At 75.1% G+C, this 14,117-nt stretch carries 15 protein-coding genes; 6 read left to right on the plus strand and 9 right to left on the minus strand.

The genetic code is table 11. The annotated features are described in order from the left end of the window. The first annotated feature begins 60 nt into the window (after window positions 1–60). The 4 genes from JD78_RS15855 to JD78_RS15870 are packed head-to-tail and all read left to right on the plus strand — an operon-like array spanning window position 61 to window position 4,324. A complete protein-coding gene (locus tag JD78_RS15855) occupies window positions 61–828 on the plus strand; it encodes a DeoR/GlpR family DNA-binding transcription regulator (protein ID WP_153358359.1) in 768 nt (255 codons plus the stop codon). Beyond that, window positions 825–1,853 carry a 1-phosphofructokinase family hexose kinase gene (locus JD78_RS15860; RefSeq protein ID WP_153358356.1) on the plus strand — a complete coding sequence of 343 codons (1,029 nt, stop codon included), beginning with the start codon at window positions 825–827 and terminating at the stop codon, window positions 1,851–1,853. The genes JD78_RS15855 and JD78_RS15860 overlap by 4 nt, the downstream gene beginning before the upstream one ends. Before the next feature lie 16 nt (window positions 1,854–1,869). Next, window positions 1,870–4,029, plus strand: a complete 2,160-nt coding sequence (locus JD78_RS15865) for a PTS fructose transporter subunit IIABC (RefSeq protein WP_153358353.1) — start codon at window positions 1,870–1,872, stop codon at window positions 4,027–4,029. A gap of 34 nt (window positions 4,030–4,063) precedes the next feature. Continuing rightward, window positions 4,064–4,324, plus strand: coding sequence for an HPr family phosphocarrier protein (locus JD78_RS15870; protein WP_153358351.1), 261 nt, complete (start codon window positions 4,064–4,066; stop codon window positions 4,322–4,324). Between the two features lie 118 nt (window positions 4,325–4,442). Here the strand turns inward: JD78_RS15870 and JD78_RS15875 are convergent, their stop codons facing one another. The 6 genes from JD78_RS15875 to pdhA all read right to left on the minus strand — a co-directional run bounded on the left by JD78_RS15875 (window position 4,443) and on the right by pdhA (window position 10,528). Then, entirely contained in the window at window positions 4,443–5,063 is a 621-nt protein-coding gene (locus tag JD78_RS15875; protein ID WP_153358349.1) for a flavodoxin family protein, read from the minus strand. 111 nt (window positions 5,064–5,174) lie between these two features. After that, the gene (locus tag JD78_RS15880; protein WP_153358346.1) at window positions 5,175–5,636 is read right to left on the minus strand and encodes an SRPBCC family protein; all 462 of its coding nucleotides are present in this window, start codon (window positions 5,634–5,636) and stop codon (window positions 5,175–5,177) included. A 167-nt stretch (window positions 5,637–5,803) separates the two neighbouring features. Continuing rightward, window positions 5,804–6,985 carry an AGE family epimerase/isomerase gene (locus JD78_RS15885; protein ID WP_194290414.1) on the minus strand — a complete coding sequence of 394 codons (1,182 nt, stop codon included), beginning with the start codon at window positions 6,983–6,985 and terminating at the stop codon, window positions 5,804–5,806. A 2-nt stretch (window positions 6,986–6,987) separates the two neighbouring features. Continuing rightward, a complete protein-coding gene (locus JD78_RS15890) occupies window positions 6,988–8,415 on the minus strand; it encodes a dihydrolipoamide acetyltransferase family protein (protein WP_153358341.1) in 1,428 nt (475 codons plus the stop codon). Further along, window positions 8,415–9,392 carry an alpha-ketoacid dehydrogenase subunit beta gene (locus JD78_RS15895; protein ID WP_153358338.1) on the minus strand — a complete coding sequence of 326 codons (978 nt, stop codon included), beginning with the start codon at window positions 9,390–9,392 and terminating at the stop codon, window positions 8,415–8,417. The genes JD78_RS15890 and JD78_RS15895 overlap by 1 nt, the downstream gene beginning before the upstream one ends. Next, entirely contained in the window at window positions 9,389–10,528 is a 1,140-nt protein-coding gene (pdhA, locus tag JD78_RS15900) for a pyruvate dehydrogenase (acetyl-transferring) E1 component subunit alpha (RefSeq protein WP_153358336.1), read from the minus strand. The genes JD78_RS15895 and pdhA overlap by 4 nt, the downstream gene beginning before the upstream one ends. 215 nt (window positions 10,529–10,743) lie before the next feature. Between pdhA and JD78_RS15905 the strand changes: the two genes are divergently transcribed. Further along, window positions 10,744–11,229 (plus strand): Lrp/AsnC family transcriptional regulator, encoded by a 486-nt coding sequence (locus JD78_RS15905; protein WP_194290413.1) that lies wholly within the window; start codon window positions 10,744–10,746, stop codon window positions 11,227–11,229. 17 nt (window positions 11,230–11,246) lie between these two features. On the opposite strand, the gene JD78_RS15910 is transcribed toward JD78_RS15905, so the two are convergent. After that, the gene (locus tag JD78_RS15910; protein ID WP_153358334.1) at window positions 11,247–11,501 is read right to left on the minus strand and encodes a DUF3253 domain-containing protein; all 255 of its coding nucleotides are present in this window, start codon (window positions 11,499–11,501) and stop codon (window positions 11,247–11,249) included. A 54-nt stretch (window positions 11,502–11,555) separates the two neighbouring features. Here JD78_RS15910 and JD78_RS15915 point away from each other — a divergent pair, with 54 nt between their 5' ends. After that, the gene (locus JD78_RS15915; protein ID WP_153358332.1) at window positions 11,556–12,074 is read left to right on the plus strand and encodes a hypothetical protein; all 519 of its coding nucleotides are present in this window, start codon (window positions 11,556–11,558) and stop codon (window positions 12,072–12,074) included. On the opposite strand, the gene JD78_RS15920 is transcribed toward JD78_RS15915, so the two are convergent. Then, complete coding sequence (locus tag JD78_RS15920) at window positions 12,071–12,784, minus strand: aspartate/glutamate racemase family protein (protein ID WP_228395004.1); 714 nt, start codon at window positions 12,782–12,784, stop codon at window positions 12,071–12,073. The genes JD78_RS15915 and JD78_RS15920 overlap by 4 nt on opposite strands. Beyond that, a complete protein-coding gene (locus JD78_RS15925) occupies window positions 12,781–14,112 on the minus strand; it encodes a serine hydrolase domain-containing protein (protein ID WP_153358330.1) in 1,332 nt (443 codons plus the stop codon). The genes JD78_RS15920 and JD78_RS15925 overlap by 4 nt, the downstream gene beginning before the upstream one ends. Window positions 14,113–14,117: the final 5 nt, after the last annotated feature.

The raw sequence follows: 14,117 nt of genomic DNA on the forward strand, positions 1-14,117 counted from the left end.
ACCGGTCGCCAGGCGCCCTCTGTCGCCGAGCCCCCACGCACCGCACCCCCGGAGGTGGACGTGTACGCCGAGGAACGACAGCAGGCCATCGCCGGGCTGGTCACCCAACGGGGCCGGGTGGCCGTCACGGCGGTCGCCGAGCACTTCGGGGTGACCACGGAGACCGTCCGCCGTGACCTGGCCCTCCTGGAACGCGCCGGGATGCTACGCCGGGTGCACGGCGGCGCCGTGCCCGTGGGCGCCCTGGCCGTCGTCGAGCCGGCCCTGGGCGAGCGGCGCAGCACCCGCACCGACGCCAAGCGCCGGATCGCCGCCGCCGCCCTCTCCCTGCTCCCGTCGGCCAACGGCAGCGCCATCCTCGACGGCGGCAGCTCCACCGCCGCCCTGGCCGAGCTGCTGCCGCCCGAGCGCGCCCTGGTGGTGGCCACCAACTCGGTGCCGATCGCCGCCCGGCTGGCCGGCGCCCCGGCGGTCACCCTGCACGTGCTCGGCGGGCGGGTGCGCGGCATCACCCAGTCGGCCGTCGGGGAGTCGACCGTCAGCGCCCTCACCGACCTGCGCGCCGACGTCGTCTTCCTCGGCACCAACGGGATCAGCGCCGGGCACGGCTTCTCCACCCCCGACGAGGCCGAGGCCGCCGTGAAGCGCGCGATGGCCCGCGCCGCCCAGCGGGTGGTCGTGCTCGGGGACAGCAGCAAGCTCGGCCGCGAGCACCTGGTGCGCTTCGCGGCCGTCGAGGACGTCGACGTCCTGGTCACCGACGACGAGGCCGACCCGGCCGTCGTCGCCGAACTCGAGTCGCAGGGGATCGAGGTGCTCGTCGCATGAAGACGCCAGCCACACCGGCGGGGCGGGTGGTCACGCTGACCGCCAACCCCAGCCTGGACCGGACGCTGGACCTGCCCGGCCCGCTGGACCGGGGAGCGGTGACCCGCCTGGGTCGCAGCTCCACCGAGCCCGGCGGCAAGGGCGTGAACGTCGCCCGCGCCGTCGCCGCCGCCGGTGCCGACGTCGTCTCGGTGCTGCCCGCCCCGGACGACGACCCGCTGGTGCGCGCGTTGCAGGCCCTCGGCCTGCCGCTGGCCACCGTGCCGATCGGCACCCCGGTGCGCACCAACTACACGCTCACCGAGCCCGACGGCACGACCACGAAGCTCAACGAGCCCGGCGCCCCGCTGGACGACGCGGCGCTGGCCGCGCTGCAGGCCGCGCTGCTCGAGCAGGCCCGCTCGGCCCGCTGGGTGGTGCTGTCCGGCTCGCTGCCGCCCGGGGCGCCCCGCGACTGGTACGCCGCCCTGGTCCGTGCGCTGCGCGGCACCGGTGCGCGGATCGCCGTCGACACCTCCGAGGCCCCGCTGCTGGCGCTGCTGGCCGCCGGGCCGGACGCCGCCCCGGACCTGCTCAAGCCGAACACCGAGGAGCTGGCGCAGCTCGCCGGCCTGCCCGAGGCCGCCGTCGCCGACGACCCCGACGCCGCCCTCGCCGCCGTCGCCACGCTGCACGAGCGCGGCGTCGCGGAGGTGCTGCTCACCCTCGGCGCCGACGGCGCCGCGCTCTCCACCGCCGACGGCGGGCTCTGGTGGGCGCGCCCGCCGCGGGTCGCCGTCCGCAGCACGGTCGGCGCCGGCGACTGCAGCCTGGCCGGCTACGTGCTCGCCGACCTGGCCGGCGAGGAGCCGGCCGAGCGGCTGCGCACCGCGGTCGCCTACGGCACCGCCAGCGCCGCGCTGCCCGGCTCGGCGGTGCCCGCGCCGTCGCAGGTCGACCGTGCCGCCGTCACCGTCACACCCGGCCTGCCCGGCCACCCAGCTCCTGCCGCGGCCGCTCCGGCCGCCGGCGCCGACACCCACTGACCCCGGGGGAACGACCATGCCCGCACTGATCACGACCGACCTGGTGGCGCTCGACGCCGACCTCGGTCCCGACAAGAGCGCCGTCGTGCACCGGCTGGCCGGCCTCGTCGCCAACGCCGGCCGCGCCACCGGCGCCGGCGCGCTCGCCGACGACGCACTGGCCCGGGAGGCGAAGGCGGCGACCGGGCTGCCCGGCGGGATCGCCATCCCGCACTGCCGGTCCGCCGCGGTCACCCAGGCCTCGCTCGGGTTCGCCCGGCTCTCCCCGCCGGTCGACTTCGGTGCCCCGGACGGCCCGGCCGACCTGGCCTTCCTCATCGCCGCCCCCGAGCACGGCGACGCCGACCACCTGACCCTGCTCACCGCACTGGCCCGCGCGCTGGTGCGGCCGGAGTTCGTGGCCTCCCTGCGTTCGGCCGGCTCCGCCGACGAGATCGTCGCCCTGGTGCAGGACGTCGTCTCCCCCGCCGAGACCCCGGCGACGCAGACCCCGGCGACGCAGACCCCGGCCGCCGCCCCGGCCCCGCAGGCCCCGGCGCCCGCCGAGCCGGCGCAGGCCCGCCGCAGCATCGTCGCGGTCAGCGCCTGCCCGACCGGGATCGCGCACACCTACATGGCCGCCGACAAGCTCACCGTCGCCGCCCGCGAGCTCGGCGTCGACCTGCACGTGGAGACGCAGGGCTCGTCGGGCTCGACCCCGCTGGACCCCGCGGTCATCCGGGACGCCGACGCGGCCATCTTCGCCGTCGACGTGGGCGTCAAGGACCGGGACCGCTTCGCCGGCAAGCCGCTGGTGCAGTCGGGCACCAAGCGGGCGATCAACGAGCCCGAGGCGATGATCCGCGAGGCGCTGGCCGCCGCCGACGACCCGAACGCCCGCCGGGTGCCCGGCACCGCCGCCGACGGCGCCACCCCCGCCGCGACCAGCGGGGACCGGCCCGGGATCGGGTCGGAGATCCGCCGCTGGCTGCTCACCGGCGTCAGCTACATGATCCCGTTCGTCGCCGCGGGTGGCCTGCTCATCGCGCTGGGCTTCCTGTTCGGCGGCTACCAGATCGTCAACGGCGACCCGGCCACCGACGGCGCGCAGAGCTACGCGCTGAACTGGGCGCTGAACAACACCTTCTTCGACCTGCCCAGCGCCGCGCCGCTCGAGGGCCTCAACGACGGGTTCTGGGGCTACCTCGGCGCGCTGTGCACCGTGCTCGGGCAGGCCGCCTTCGGCTTCCTCGTCCCAGCGCTGGCCGGCTACATCGCCTACGCGATCGCCGACCGGCCGGGCATCGTCCCCGGCTTCGTCGTCGGCGCGGTCTCCCTGACCGTGGGCGCCGGCTTCCTCGGCGGCCTGGTCGGCGGCATCATCGCCGGCTTCGCCGCGCTGTGGATCAGCCGCTGGAAGCTGCCGGCGTTCGCCCGCGGACTGCAGCCTGTCGTGATCATCCCGCTGCTGGCCACGCTCATCTCCAGCGGGCTCATGGTGGTCGTGCTGGGTCAGCCGCTGGCCTGGGCGCTGGAGTCGCTCGGGGACTTCCTCAACGGCCTGACCGGCGCCGCGACGATCGTGCTGGGGATCATCCTCGGCCTGATGATGTGCTTCGACCTGGGCGGACCGGTGAACAAGGCCGCCTACGTCTTCGCCACCACCGGGCTCACCGCGGCCATCGCCGGCGACGGCGGCCAGCAGCAGCTGGTCATCATGGCCACCGTGATGGCCGCCGGCATGGTGCCGCCGCTGGCGATGGCGCTGTCCAGCACGGTCCTGCGGCCGAGGCTCTACACCCCGGCCGAGCGGGACAACGGCAAGGCGGCGTGGCTGCTGGGCGCCTCGTTCATCTCCGAGGGCGCGATCCCGTTCGCCGCGGTCGACCCGCTGCGGGTGATCCCGTCGATGATGCTCGGTGGCGCCACCACCGGCGCGATCGTGGCCGGCCTCGGCCTGGAGCTGCAGGCACCGCACGGCGGGTTCTTCGTCTGGTTCGCGATGAGCAACTTCTGGCTGTTCCTGCTGGCGGTCGTCGCCGGCGCGATCGTCGGCGGCGTCGCCGTCACCCTCGCCAAGGGCATCGGCCGGAGGTCCTCGGGCGGAGCCGACGCCGATCTCACCACCGACGTCGCCGGTGGACCGGCGAGCGGGAGCGCCCCGGCGCACCCGGTCGCCGCCCGACCGGCACACTGATCACCAGGACCCTCGACACAGAAGGCAGGCATCGATGCCCTCCAAGACCGTGACCGTCGGCTCCGCCGTCGGCCTGCACGCCCGCCCGGCTGCGCTCATCGCCGAGGCCGTCACCAAGTCCGGGGTGCCGGTCACCCTGGCCGGCCCCGGCGGCAATCCCGTCGACGCCGGGTCGCCACTGATGATCATGACGCTCGGTGCCAAGCAGGGCACCGAGGTCACCGTCAGCAGCGACGACGAGGCGGTGCTCGACCGGATCGCCGGCATGGTCGAGAGCGACCTCGACGCCGAGTGAAGGACCCCTCTGCCCCCCACCGCTCGCACGCTCGCGGCGGGGCCCTGCAGAGGGGCCGTTCCAGCAGGTGAAGACGGCGCCCGCCCCCTCCAGCGAGGGGACGGGCGCCGTCGTCGTCTCAGGAGGCCGGCGGGTAGGGCTGCTCCTTGAGCAGCCGGGCCAGGTGGGCGGCGTTGCGGGCCACCGTGGCCGTCGTCGTCGCGACCGCCTCCGGGGTCTCGTCCAGGTCCTGGTAGTCGGTGCCGTGCATCGCCTCGCCGTTCCAGTACGTGGCGCCCTGGGCCGGGAGGGTGAAGCCGACGTCGTCCAGCGCCTGGAACAGGTCGGCGCTGATCTTGTGCGCCCCGTCCTCGTTGCCGACGACGGCGACGATGCCGACCTTGCCGAACGTGTGCGGCCGGCCCTGGTCGTCGGTCTCGGAGATCTCGGCGTCCAGCCGCTCGACCACCCGGTTGGCGACGCTGCTCATCTGCCCGACCCAGGTCGGGGTGGCGATCAGCAGGATGTCGGCCGCCAGCACCTTCTCCCGGATCGCGGGCCAGGCATCCCCCTCGCCCATGTCCACCTCGACGCCGGGCTTCACGTCGTGGTCGACGACCCGGACCAGCTCACCCTCGACGCCGTGCCCGGCCAGGGCGTCGAGCACCTGGCGGGCCATCAGGTCGGCGCTCGACGGGGCGGGAGAGGGCTTGAGGCTGCAGGTCAGCGCGAGCGCGCGCAGGGGCGTCGGAGTCGTCATGACCTGTCCGTGCCCCATTCGATCGTGCGCTGCACATGGAGATCGCCCCGGGATGCGACGGCGCCCGCCACCTCCGGTGCGGAGGTGGCGGGCGCCGGCCCAGCTGGTCGATCAGCCCTCGCGGGGGACGTCCCCGCGCCAGGCACCGGTCTCGGTGCCCCGGCTCTCGATGAACTCCTTGAACCGCTTCACGTCGGCGCTGATCTGCCGGTCGTCGACACCGACCGCGGCACCGACCTTCTCCACCACGCCCTGCGGCTCCCAGTCCAGCTGGACCATCACCCGCGTGGTGTTGTCGCTGATCTTGTGGAAGGTGACCACGCCGGCGTGCTTGGCCTCGCCGTCGGTGCTCTTCCAGGCGACCCGCTCGTCGGGGTGCTGCTCGGTGATCTCGGCGTCGAACTCGCGCTCCACCCCACCGATCTTGGTGACCCAGTGGGTGTGCCGGTCGTCGAGCTGGGTGATCCGCTCGACGCCGTTCATGAACTGCGGGAAGGACTCGAACTGCGTCCACTGGTCGTAGGCCTGCCGGATCGGCACGTCCACGTCGATCGACTTCTCCACGTTCGCCACGGGGAGCCTCCTCTGCTCGGGGGTCTCGTACGTCCGTGGGCTCCGTACCCCGGAGTGCGAGACCGGTACACCCGCCGTCACCGGACGCCCCCGTTCCGGCTCGCTCGCCGGGGCAGACATGGCCATCTCCGCCCCCGGCGGGAGGGCGGAAGTGGCCATGTCCGCCCTCAGGGGGTGCGGACGGCGGCGGCCACGCTGCCGGCGAGCGGGGCGTTCCGCAGGAGCAGCATCTGCGCCAGGTGGTAGGCGTCGGGCTTGCCGGTCCAGGTGCCCTCGGCGACCGCCCCCTCGGGGGTGAGCTCGTGGTGCCAGCTGCCCACCGCCTCGTCCAGGAACGACCGATCGCCCAGCTCCTCCCAACGGTGCTGCAGGGTGGCCGTCCGCGGGTCGCCGGTGACGGCGAACCGGACCGCGGCCGCCGCCACCGCCTCGCAGAGGACCCAGTGCATCCGGGCGCCCACCACCGGCCGGTCGGACCAGTCGAGCGTGTAGGGGAACCCCGGGTGCCCGTCGGCGGCCCAGCCCCGCTCGACCGCGGCGGTGAACAGCCCGTCGGCGTCGGTGCGCAGCCAGCCGGGGGCGTGCTCGCCGAGCGCGGTGTCCAGGTGCCAGCACAGCCGGGCCCACTCGAACTGGTGCCCGATCGTCACGCCGTAGGGCCGGAACGGGTCGGCCGGGCGATCGCGGTTCAGCTCGGGCAGCGGCTCCCAGCCCGCGGTGAAGTGCTCGGGCAGCCGCCAGCCCCGCTCCCGCGCCCAGCCGTGCACGACCCGCTCGGTGACCCGCAGCGCGTGCGTGCGCAGCCGGGCCGTGGCGCCGGGGTCGCTGCCGGCCAGCGCGTCGGCGGCGGCGAGCATGGCCTCCACCCCGTGCATGTTCGCGTTGGCGCCCCGGTAGTCCTCGCCGGAGGCCCAGGTCCGGTCGAAGGACTCCCGGGCCAGCCCCTCCTCGTCGTCCCAGAAGCGCTGCTCCCAGACCGCCAGCGCCTCGTCCAGCAGCTCGCGACCGCCGGCGGTCCCGGCGGTGGTGGCCGTCGCCCCGGCGAGCACCGCGAAGGCGTGCACGTAGGCGGCCTTGGTGTCGTCGTCGGTCGCGGACCGCCAGCCGCCGCGCTCGTCGTCGTGCAGCGGCCCGGTCCGCAGCGCGGCCACGCCGTGCGCGGCGAGCTCGTCCGCGCCGGCGTGCCCGAGCAGCGTGGCCAGCCCGAAGACGTGCGTCATCCGGGCGGTGATCCAGGTCTGCAGCGGCCGATCGGGCAGGACGGCGCCGTCCCCGCCCTGCCAGCCGAACCCGCCCGGCACGCGGGAGCGGGCGGCGAAGGACAGCAGCGGCGTCAGTGAGGTGCCCACGCTCAGAAGGTGAGCGCGGTGCCGGGGTCGTGCAACAGCGCGCCGACGTCGGCGAGGAACCGCGACCCCAGCTCGCCGTCGATGACCCGGTGGTCGAACGACAGCGCCAGCGTGGTCACCTGCCGGACGGCGAGCTTCCCCTTGTGCGCCCAGGCCATCTCCCGCACGGCACCGAACGCCAGGATCGCCGACTCACCCGGGTTGAGGATCGGCGTGCCGGTGTCGACGCCGAACACGCCCACGTTGGTGATGGTGATCGTGCCGCCGGTCATCTCGGCGGGCTGGGTCTTCCCGGCCCGCGCCGTCGCGGTGAGGTCGGTGAGCGCCCCGGCCAGCTCGGGCAGCGACAGCCGGCCGGCGTCCTTGATGTTCGGCACGACCAGGCCGCGCGGGGTGGCGGCGGCGATGCCCAGGTTCACCGCGCCGTGGACGACGATCTCCTGCGCCGCCTCGTCCCAGCTGCTGTTCACCATCGGGTGCCGTCCGACCGCGAGCAGGAGCGCCTTGGCCACGAACAGCAGCGGGCTCACCTTGACCTCGGCGAGCTCCGCGCGGGCGGCCAGCCGCTGGCGCAGCTTCATGGTGCGGGTGACGTCGACGGTGAGGAACTCGGTGACGTGCGGCGCGGTGAACGCGCTCCGCACCATCGCCGCGGCGGTGGCCTTGCGCACCCCCTTGATCGGGATCCGGGTCTCGCTCCCGGTTTCGGCGCCGAAACCCGGCCGGGGTTCGGCGCCGAAACCGGGACGGGGTTCGGCGCCGGGAGCTGGGGTCGCCCGGGCGGCGTCGACGTCGGCGCGGGTGATCACCCCACCGTCCCCGGTGCCGGTGATGGTGGCCAGGTCGATGCCGAGGTCCTTGGCGTACTTGCGCACCGGCGGCTTGGCCAGCGGGCGCAGCGCACCGGCGCCTGGGGTGGCCGCGGTCGCCGGCGCCGCTGCGGCGGCGCGGTCGGCCTGTGCCTCCGCGGCCCGGCCGGCCTCCAGCCCGCCGTGCCGCATCGGCTTGACCGCGGTGTCCGGCGCGGTGGCCAGCAGCGGCGGGCGGTCACCGCCGCTGCCGTAGTCGGCCTCGGCGGGGACGGGCGCCGCCCGGCGGGGACGACGGCGCGGCTCGGTGGTCCGCGGCCCGTAACCCACCAGGACGGCGGTGCGCCCCTCGTCCGCGGGGGCCTCCGCGGATCCACCGCCGGTGTCGATGGTGATGATCGGCGCACCGACGTCGACCGTCGTCCCGGCCTCGTGCAGCAGCTCGACGACGGTGCCGGCGAACGGCGAGGGCAGCTCGACGGCGGCCTTGGCCGTCTCGACCTCGCACAACGGCTGGTTGACCGCCACGGTGTCGCCCACCGTGACCAGCCAGGAGAGGATCTCGCCCTCGGTGAGCCCCTCGCCGACGTCGGGCAGCCGGAACTGGCGCAGCTCGGCCATCAGAACCCCAGCGCCCGGTCGACGGCGTCCAGCACCCGGTCGAGGTCGGGGAGGTAGTCCTCCTCGAGCTTCGACGGCGGGTAGGGCGTGTCGTACCCGCCCACCCGCAGCACCGGCGCCTCCAGGGAGTGGAAGCAGGTCTCGGTCACCCGGGCGGCGATCTCCGCACCCAGGCCCAGGGTCAACGGCGCCTCGTGCACCACCACGCACCGGCCGGTGCGGCGCACCGAGGCGTAGACCGGCTCCAGGTCCAGCGGGGACAGCGTGCGCAGGTCGACCACCTCCAGCGACCGGCCCTCCTCGGCGGCGGCCTCGGCGGCCTGCAGCGCCGTCTTCACCATCGGCCCGTAGGCGAGCACCGTGACGTCGTCGCCGCCGCGGACCACGCGGGAGGCGAACAGCGGGGCCGGCGCCCCGTCGAGGTCGACCTCCCCCTTGTCCCAGTACCGCCGCTTGGGCTCCAGGAAGATGATCGGGTCGGGGTGCGCGACCGCCTGCTGGATGCCCCAGTAGGCATCGGCGGGGCTGCTGATCGCCACCACCTTCAGCCCGGCGGTGTGCACGAAGTAGCCCTCCGGGCTCTCGCTGTGGTGCTCGACCGCGCCGATGCCCCCGCCGAACGGGATCCGGACGACGATCGGCATCGGCAGCCGGCCCTTCGAGCGGGCGTGCAGCTTGGCCACCTGGGTGACGATCTGGTTGACGGCGGGGAAGACGAACCCGTCGAACTGGATCTCGCACACCGGCCGGTAGCCGCGCATCGCCAGCCCGACCGCGGTGCCGAGGATGCCGGCCTCGGCCAGCGGGGTGTCGACGACGCGGTCCTCGCCGAAGTCCTTCTGCAGGCCGTCGGTGATCCGGAAGACCCCGCCCAGCCGGCCGATGTCCTCGCCCATCAGCACGACCTTGGCGTCGTCCTCCATGGCCCGGCGCAGCCCGAGGTTGAGCGCCTTTCCGATGGTCAGCGTCTCGGTCACTGCCCCGCCCCCTCGAATCTGGAGTGGTACTCGACGAACTCCGCGCGCTGGCGGGCCAGCTCGGGGGGCATCTCGGCGTAGACGTGGTCGAAGATCTCCGTGGGCGCCGGCGGGGCCAGCTCCCGGGTGCCGCTGCGGATCCGCTCGGCCAGCGCGTCGGCGTCGGCCTCGACCCCGGCGAAGAAGTCGGCGTCGGCGATGCCGCTGCGGGACAGGTGGGCCTTGACCCGGGCGATCGGGTCGCGCAGCTTCCACTCCTCCAGCTCGCTGGCCAGCCGGTAGCGGGTCGGGTCGTCGGAGGTGGTGTGCGCGCCCATCCGGTAGGTGAAGGCCTCGATGAAGGTGGGGCCCTGGCCGTCGCGCGCGGCCGCGAGCGCCGCGCGCGTGACCGCCAGCACGGCGAGGACGTCGTTGCCGTCGACCCGGACGCCGGGGAAGCCGAAGCCGGCGGCCCGCTGGAACAGCGGCACCCGGGACTGCCGCTCGATCGGGGCGCTGATCGCGTACTGGTTGTTCTGGCAGAAGAACACCACTGGCGCGGCGAAGGTCGAGGCCCAGATCAGCGCCTCGTTGACCTCGCCCTGGCTGGTCGCGCCGTCGCCGAGGAAGGCCAGCGTGGCGCTCTCCGCGCCGTCGCGCTGCATCCCCATCGCGTAGCCGGTGGCGTGCAGGGTCTGCGCGCCGATGACCACGGTGTAGAGGTTGAACCCGGTGGTCACCGGGTCCCAGCCGCCCTGGTCGACGCCGCGGAACAGGCTCAGCACGTGCAGCGGATCGACCCCGCGGGTCCACGCCACGCCGTGCTCGCGGTAGGTGGGGAAGGCCATGTCGTCCGCGGCGAGCGCCCGGCCGGCGCCCACCTGGGCCGCCTCCTGGCCGAGCAGCGACGCCCAGAGCCCCAGCTCGCCCTGCCGCTGCAGGGCGGTGGCCTCGGAGTCCCAGCGACGGACGAGCACCAGGTCCCGGTACAGACCGCGCAGCTCCTCCGCAGTCACGTCGAGGGCGTAGTCGGGGTGCTCGACCCGTTCACCCTCGGGGGTCAGGAGCTGCACGAGATCGGGCTGGTCGGGCAGGTGCGGGGCACCGGCTCCCGGTACGGGGTCGACCACCTCGGTGGTGTGCGACAGCGCGGTCATGCGCGTCCCTCCTCGCCGTCTCGCGGGGCCCGGGGTCTCCGGGCGCCCCGCGCTGGACGTCCTCGCGGGCGCCCGGGTGTGGCGCCGCTCACACATGGTGGCACGCCTGGGCATCGAGCAGCACATCACCACGCGGCCGATCTGCGCAAGATCCATCCCGGGTGCTGCGCACGATGACCGGTACTAGGACGTCCACGCATGTCAGACTGCGCACTGTGACCGCCGGCACGACCCGACTCGACGCCACCGACGCCCGGCTGCTGCTGGCCCTGTCGGAGGACCCGCGGGCCACCGTGCTCTCGCTCGCCCAGACCCTCGGCCTGGCGCGCAACACGGTCCAGTCCCGGCTGGCCCGGCTGGAGTCCGGCGGCGTCCTGGACCCGTTCGAACGCCGGGTCCGCCCCGAGGCCCTCGGCTACCGGCTGGGCGCCTACGTGACCGTGCAGGTGGTGCAGCGCAGCCTGGCCGACGTCGCCGACGCGCTGGCCGCGATCCCGGAGGTCCTCGAGGTGACCGGCCTGTCCGGCGTCGCCGACCTGCTGGTCCAGGTCGTCGCCGTCGACGCCGACGACCTCTGGCGGATCACCGAGCAGGTGCTGGCGATCCCGGGCGTGCAGCGCACCGACACCAACCTCGCGCTGCGCCGCTTCGTCGACCACCGGATGGCCCCGCTGCTGGAACGCGCTGCCGGGACGGACTGATCCGTCCCGGCGGGCGGTCAGGACGGCGGGCGGTCAGGACGGCGCAGCCGTACCGGGCCGCGGGCCGTGCCGACGTCGACCACCTGCCCGCCCTGGGTGACCACCACGGCGCCTCGGGCGGCCAGCCGGCCGGCCGCCGCGGGCATCAGCGCCCGCCAGTCGTCGGCGCCGACGGCGCGGGCGGCCTCCGAGGGGCAGATCGAGGTGCCGGGGCGCCGCTGGTCGAGCAGGCCCTCGATGGTGCGCTCGAGCACCGCGTCGACCTCGTCCACCCGGCCACCCTCCCGCCGTTTCGCCTCCGGCGCGCGCCGGGTAGTGGCGGGCGCATGACGAAGCGGACCCCTCTGGGCACCATCGGCAAGGGCCGGCGCGGGATCAGCACCGTGGGCTGGGTGCTGCGGGGCGCCGCCGCCGGCGCGGCCGGGACGACGGCGCTGAACGCCGTCACCTACCTGGACATGGTGGTGCGCGGGCGGGGCAGCAGCTCGACCCCGGAGCAGACCGTCGAGGCGCTGGCCGACAAGGTGCACGTGCAGATCCCCGGCGACGAGGGGACCCGGCAGAACCGGGTGCAGGGGCTCGGCCCGATGACCGGGCTGGTCGCCGGGGTCGGCGTCGGGGTGCTCGCCGGCCTGGCCCGCGCCGCCGGGTTCCGCTCCGCGCCGCTGGTCGGCACCGCGCTGACGACGGTGGGCGTGCTGATCGGCTCGAACGGACCGATGACCGTCCTGGGCATCACCGACCCGCGCACCTGGTCGACCACGGACTGGGTCAGCGACGTCGTCCCGCACCTGGCCTACGGCGCGGTGGTCAAGACGACGATGGACGCCTTCGACCGTCCCTAGTCCGCGAGGGCGGCGGCGACCGCCGCCTCGACGTGCAGCCGGGTGGTGGGGAACACCGGCACCGGGCTGTCGTCCGGCCCGACGAGCAGCTCGATCTCCGTGCAGCTCAGCAGCACTCCCCGGGCACCGGCCTCGACCAGCCGCTGGATGACGGCGCGGTAGGCCTCCCGGGACCGCTCCCGCACCACGCCCAAAGCCAGCTCCTCGTAGATGACACGGTGCACCTCGGCCCGGTCGTCGGCCGGGGGCACGAGCACCCGCAGCCCGTGCCGGGTGAGCCGGTCGCGGTAGAAGTCCTGCTCCATGGTGAAGGCGGTGCCCAGCAGCCCCACCGTGTCGAGTCCGGCTGCGGTCACCGCGTCCGCCGTGACGTCGGCCAGGTGGAGCAGCGGGATGCCCACGGCGTCCTGCACCTGGTCGGCCACCTTGTGCATGGTGTTCGTGCACAGCAGCAGCAGCTCGGCCCCGGCGGCCTCCACCCCGCGGGCCGCCGCCGCGAGGAGCTCACCGGCCTGCGTCCACTCCCCGGCGGCCTGGCAGCGCTCGATGTCGGCGAAGTCGACCGAGGACAGCACGAGCCGGGCGGAGTGCAGCCCACCGAGCCGCTCCCGGACCAGCTCGTTGGCCAGCCGGTAGTACAGCGCGCTGGACTCCCAGCTCATCCCGCCGATCATCCCGATCACCCGCGGCCCGGCCCCCGTGGCGGTCACCGCGGACCCTGCCAGCCGCGCTCGTCGACCCCGCCGGGCACCGGCGCGGCCGGGTCGTAGGGCGTGCGGGTGAAGACGAACGTCGCCAGGTCCAGGTGGTCCGGGGCGATCCGCAGGGTCTCGCCCGCGTAGTAACCGTCCAGCCCCACCCAGGTCCCGTCCCCCCGGGCGGCGAACCGGCTGGCCCGGCCCGGCCGGCCGGGCAGCGGGCCCAGGTGCAGCAACCGGTCGCCCTGCGCCCGCAGCACGTGCGGGGCCGGCCCCCAGAACCACACCCCCAGGGTCTCCAGCGGCACGGGCGGGGCGGCCGGCGTCCAGGCCTCGACCACGCGCGGTTCGGCCGACCGGAGGTCGGCCAGCAGCCCGGGGACGAGGGGGTCCAGCCCGCTGGTGGTGTTGGCCAGCACGACCGCGCCGGTCTGCTCGGCCCGGTCGACGAACACCCCGGCGAGGAACCCGGGCATCGAGCCGCCGTGGCCGACCAGCGTCACCCCGTCGGCGCGCACCACCTGCAGGCCCAGCCCGTACGCCGACCAGCCGGCCGCTGAGGCGTCGACCCCGGCCGGCACCGTCATCTCCTCCAGCGTCGCCGGGGAGACCACCTCGGCGGTGTCGCCGAGCAGGAAGGCGGCGAACCGGCCCAGGTCGGCCAGCGTCGCCCAGAGCTGACCGGCCGCGGCCATCACCCCGGCGTCGTGCTCGGGCTCGGGCAGGACGACGTCGGCCCACGGGTGCACCGCGTGCCCCTGGGCGGCCGCCCCGCTGGGGCGTGGGGTGGTGCGGGTCATGCCGAGCGGCAGCAGCACCTCGGCGCGCACGACGTCCGCCCATGGCGCCCCGCGGTGCCGGGCGACGAGCTCACCGAGCAGGCCGAAGCCCAGGTTGGAGTAGTGGAACCGCCGCGCCGCACCGAGCACCACGTCGTCGTCGCTGAGCGGGAGCTCGTCCAGGGTGCCGCCGGGCACCCGCTCCCACCAGCCGCCCGGGCTCTCCGAGCCCGCCCCGGCCAGGTGGGAGAGGAGCTGGCCGACGGTGCGGTCGCCCAGCGGGGTGCCCGGCACGTGCTCGTCGAGCAGGTCGTCGAGGTGCAGGGCGCCCTCGTCGCGCAGCCGCATCACCACCAGGGCGGTGACCGTCTTGCTGATCGAGCCGAGCCGGTACTGGACGTCGGTGTGCGACTCGGCGACGTCCCCGCGGCCCGCCGACCAGGCCAGCCCACCGCCCCGGACGACGCCGGCGACCAGGCTGGGCGCCCGGCCGTCGCGCTGCACACGGGCGGTGCGCGCCAGCAGCGTGCGGGCGGTGGAGGGCAGCACGGGGTCGGCCATGCCGC

The sequence above is a fragment of the Modestobacter roseus genome (assembly GCF_007994135.1).
Lineage (GTDB): Bacteria > Actinomycetota > Actinomycetes > Mycobacteriales > Geodermatophilaceae > Modestobacter > Modestobacter roseus.

Excerpts from the sequence above, each read along its gene's own strand:
- JD78_RS15890 (WP_153358341.1), bottom strand. The coding sequence starts at position 8,415 with ATGGCCGAGCTGCGCCAGTTCCGGCTGCCCGACGTCGGCGAGGGGCTC.
- JD78_RS15865 (WP_153358353.1), top strand. The coding sequence starts at position 1,870 with ATGCCCGCACTGATCACGACCGACCTGGTGGCGCTCGACGCCGACCTC.
- JD78_RS15870 (WP_153358351.1), top strand. The coding sequence starts at position 4,064 with ATGCCCTCCAAGACCGTGACCGTCGGCTCCGCCGTCGGCCTGCACGCC.
- JD78_RS15875 (WP_153358349.1), bottom strand. The coding sequence starts at position 5,063 with ATGACGACTCCGACGCCCCTGCGCGCGCTCGCGCTGACCTGCAGCCTC.
- JD78_RS15860 (WP_153358356.1), top strand. The coding sequence starts at position 825 with ATGAAGACGCCAGCCACACCGGCGGGGCGGGTGGTCACGCTGACCGCC.
- JD78_RS15925 (WP_153358330.1), bottom strand. The coding sequence starts at position 14,112 with ATGGCCGACCCCGTGCTGCCCTCCACCGCCCGCACGCTGCTGGCGCGC.
- pdhA (WP_153358336.1), bottom strand. The coding sequence starts at position 10,528 with ATGACCGCGCTGTCGCACACCACCGAGGTGGTCGACCCCGTACCGGGA.
- JD78_RS15915 (WP_153358332.1), top strand. The coding sequence starts at position 11,556 with ATGACGAAGCGGACCCCTCTGGGCACCATCGGCAAGGGCCGGCGCGGG.